We start from the raw sequence: 3907 nt of genomic DNA on the forward strand, positions 1-3907 counted from the left end.
ATCACCGTGTAGCTGCCGTCGGCCAGTGCCTGGGCCTGCGCCGCCGTCACATTGGCCGTCCAGCTGCCGCCAGCCGCCACAGTGACCGTGTAGGTGTCCTTCACCGCGTTGGTGCCGTCGACGATCGTGATCGTCGCGGTTTGTCCGTCCGCACCTGACGACGTGCCGGTGATCGCTATCCCGGCCGCCGCTTCGGCCGCGTTGAGCGTGTTGTCGCCTGCGATGGTGCCGATCGCGATGGTCGGCGGCGTCTCGTCGACGCTCAGCGCATGCGCCGACTCCACCGCCGGATTGCCGGCCACGTCGGACACATCCGCCTTCACGGTATAGCTGCCGTCCGCAAATGCCTGGGCCTGCGTCGCCGTCACGGTGGCGGTCCAACCGCCGCCGGCTGCGATCGTGACCGTATAGGCGTTTTTGACCGCGTTGGTGCTGTCCACGATCGTGATCGTTGCGGTCTGCCCGTCCGCGCCCGACGACGTGCCGCTGATGGTGAAGCCCGCAACTGCTTCGCTCGCATTCACCGTGTCGTCGCCCGCGATGGTGCCGATCGCGATGGTCGGCGGCGTCTCGTCGACGGTCATTGCACGCGTCGCCTCCAGCGCCGGATTGCCGGCCACGTCGGATACGTCAGCCTTCACCGTGTCACTGCCATCGGCAAGCGCCTGGGCTTGCGCCGCGGTCACAGTGGCGGTCCAGCTGCCGCCGGCGGCGATGGTCACGGTATAAGTGTCCTTGACCGTGTTGGTGCTATCGACGATCGTGATTGTCGCGGTCTGCCTGTCCGCGCCCGACGATGTGCCGCTGACGGCGACCCCGCCAGCCGCCTCGGCCTTGTTGACCGTGTCGTCGCCCGCGATGGTGCCGATCGCGATGGCCGGGGGCGTGGTGTCGATGGCTATCGCCTGAGTTGCGGTGTTGGCATCGACGTTGCCGGCGGCGTCGACCACGCGGATCTGATAGGTGAAGCTCGCAGCGTGCGTTGCCGGATCCGCGAAGCTCCAGTGGGTGGCATCGGTCTGGCTGACGTTGGCCCACGTCGCGCCGCCGTCGCTGCTCGCCTGCACGGTTTCGCCGGTGCCAAGCGGCGTGTTGGACCCAGTCAGTGTCAGCGACGTCGCGCTGGTGATGAAGTCGTTTGCCGCGTTTCCGGTGTCCGGGGTGATCGCCGCGATAGCGACGGTTGCCGTCGGCGGCGTCTCGTCGACGCTGAGCGCGTGGGTCGCCTCTACCGCCGGCGTGCCGGCGATGTCGGACACGTCCGCCTTCACGGTATAGCTTCCGTCGGCAAGCGCCTGGGCTTGCGCCGCCGTCATATTGGCGGTCCAGCCGCCGCCGGCTGCAATGGTCACCATGTAGGTGTCCTTCACCGCGTTGGTGCTGTCGACGATCGTGATCGTCGCGGTCTGTCCGTCTGCCCCCGACGACGCACCGCCGATCGCAACGCCAGCCGCCGCCTCGGCTGCATTCACCGTATCGTCGCCCGCGATGGTGCCGATCGCGATCGTCGGCGGCGTCTCGTCGACGGTCAACGCACGCGTTGCTTCCGCCGCCGGATTGCCGGCCACGTCGGACACAGCCGCCTTCACCGTGTAACTGCCGTCGGCAAGCGCCTGAGCTTGCGCTGTTGTCACATTGGCAGTCCAGCCGCCGCCCGCCGCCACAGTGACCGCGTAGGTGTCCTTCACCGCGTTGGTGCTGTCGACGATCGTGATCGTTGCAGTTTGCCCGTCCGCGCCCGACGTCGTGCCGCTGATCGCGAAGCCCGCGGCTGCTTCGCTCGCGTTCACGACGTTGTCGCCAGCAATGGTGCCGATCGCGATGGTCGGCGGCGTCTCGTCGACGCTCAGCGCATGCGCCGACTCCACCGCCGGATTGCCGGCCACGTCGGACACATCCGCCTTCACCGTGTAGCTGCCGTCGGCCAGCGCCTGAGCCTGCACCGCCGTCACAGTGGCGGTCCAGCCGCCGCCGGCTGCGATCGTGACCGTATAAGTGTCTTTGACTGCGTTGGTGCCGTCGACGATCGTGATCGTCGCGGTTTGTCCGTCCGCCCCCGACGACGTGCCGCTGATCGCGACCCCGGCTGCCGCTTCGGTCGCGTTGATCGTGTTGTCGCCTGCGATGGTGCCGATCGCGATGGTCGGCGGCGTCTCGTCGACGCCGAGTGCACGCGTCGCCTCCACCGCCGGATTGCCGGCCACGTCGGACACGTCTGCCTTCACCGTGTAGCTGCCGTCGGCCAGTGCCTGGGCCTGCGCCGCCGTCACAGTGGCGGTCCAGCCGCCGCCGGCTGCGATCGTGACCGTATAGATGTCTTTGACCGCGTTGGTGCCGTCCACGATCGTGATCGTCGCGGCTTGTCCGTCCGCACCTGACGACGTGCCGGTGATCGCTATCCCGGCCGCCGCTTCGGCCGCGTTGAGCGTGTTGTCGCCTGCGATGGCGCCAATCGCGATGGTCGGCGGCGTCTCGTCGACGGTCAGTGCACGCGTTGCTTCCACCGCCGGATTCCCGGCCACGTCGGACACATCCGCCTTCACCGTGTAACTGCCATCGGCAAGCGCCTGGGCTTGCGCCGCCGTCACAGTGGCGGTCCAGGTACCGCCGGCGGCGATGGTCACCGTGTAGGTGTCCTTCATCGCGTTGGTGCTATCGACGATCGTGATTGTCGCGGTCTGCCCATCCGCGCCCGACGACGTGCCATTGATCGCAACGCCCGCGCCTGCTTCGCTCGCGTTCACGACGTTGTCGCCCGCGATCGTCCCGATCGCGATGGTCGGCGACGTCTCGTCGACGCTCAGCGCACGCGTTGCTTCCACCGCCGGATTCCCGGCCACGTCGGACACATCCGCCTTCACCATATAGCTGCCATCGGCAAGCGCCTGGGCTTGCACCGCCGTCACAGTGGCGGTCCAGTTGCCGCCAGCGGCGATGGTGACCGTGTAAGTGTCCTTCACCGCGTTGGTGCTGTCGACGATTCTGATGGTCGCGGTCTGCCCATCGGCTCCCGTCGATGTCCCGCTGATCGCGACTCCGGCAACCGCCTCAGCCTTGTTGACCGTGTTGTCGCCTGCGACGGTGCCGATCGCGATCGTCGGCGGCGTCTCGTCGACGCCGAGCGCACGCGTTGCCTCCAGCGCCGCGGCGCCGCCGGCATTGGATACGTCCGCCTTCACCGTGTAACTGCCGTCGGCCAGCGCCTGGGCTTGCACCGCCGTCACAGTGGCGGTCCAGCCGCCGCCGGCCGCGATGGTGACCGTGTAAGTGTCTTTGACCGCGTTGGTGCTGTCGACGATTTTGATCGTCGCGGTCTGCCCATCGGCTCCCGTCGATGTCCCGCTGATGGCGAAACCCGCGGCGGCTTCGCTCGCGTTCACGACGTTGTCGCCGGCGATGGTCCCGATCGCAATCGTCGGCATCACCTGAACGTTGACGTGATCAGCCACGACGTTGCTGGTGACCAGGCCATCGGTGACCGTAGTGTTGATGGTGCGTTGCGCGGTGCTGGCGCTGGTCGATGTGAAGGTGATGGAGTTCAACGCCGTAGCATAGTCCGCCGCCGTGTCGATCCCGGTGAGCGTGAGCACACCGTTGCTGTTGCTGGCGATCGAAATGTTGTTTTGCGCCGTAAAATTCAGGGTGTCGCCCGTTTGGAAATTGCTGATCGTCACCGTGGCGCCGGCAAGCTGTTGGCCGGCGCTGGACACCGTGCTGATGCTGACACCGGTCTGGAAATGGTCCGCGGTCGAGCCCTCGGTGTAGGTCGTGGGGGCGCTGCTGCTGCTGATGGCCAGCGCGACGTCATCGACCACCACCCCATTTCCCGACGGATCGCCGTTGGTCGGCAGCACGGCGCTGAAGTCTCCGTCAAAGGTGGGCACGCTGTGTGAAGTCAAGGTGCCGA

At 67.1% G+C, this 3907-nt stretch carries 1 protein-coding gene; it reads right to left on the minus strand.

Going from position 1 to position 3907, the window contains the following annotated elements:
* Positions 1–3884: Ig-like domain-containing protein (locus GSQ79_RS29030; RefSeq protein ID WP_210253116.1), on the minus strand; the 3884-nt coding region annotated here is incomplete at its 3' end.
* Between the last annotated feature and the right edge of the window lie 23 nt (positions 3885–3907).

Source organism: Beijerinckia sp. L45 (assembly GCF_009765775.1).
GTDB lineage: Bacteria > Pseudomonadota > Alphaproteobacteria > Rhizobiales > Beijerinckiaceae > RH-AL1.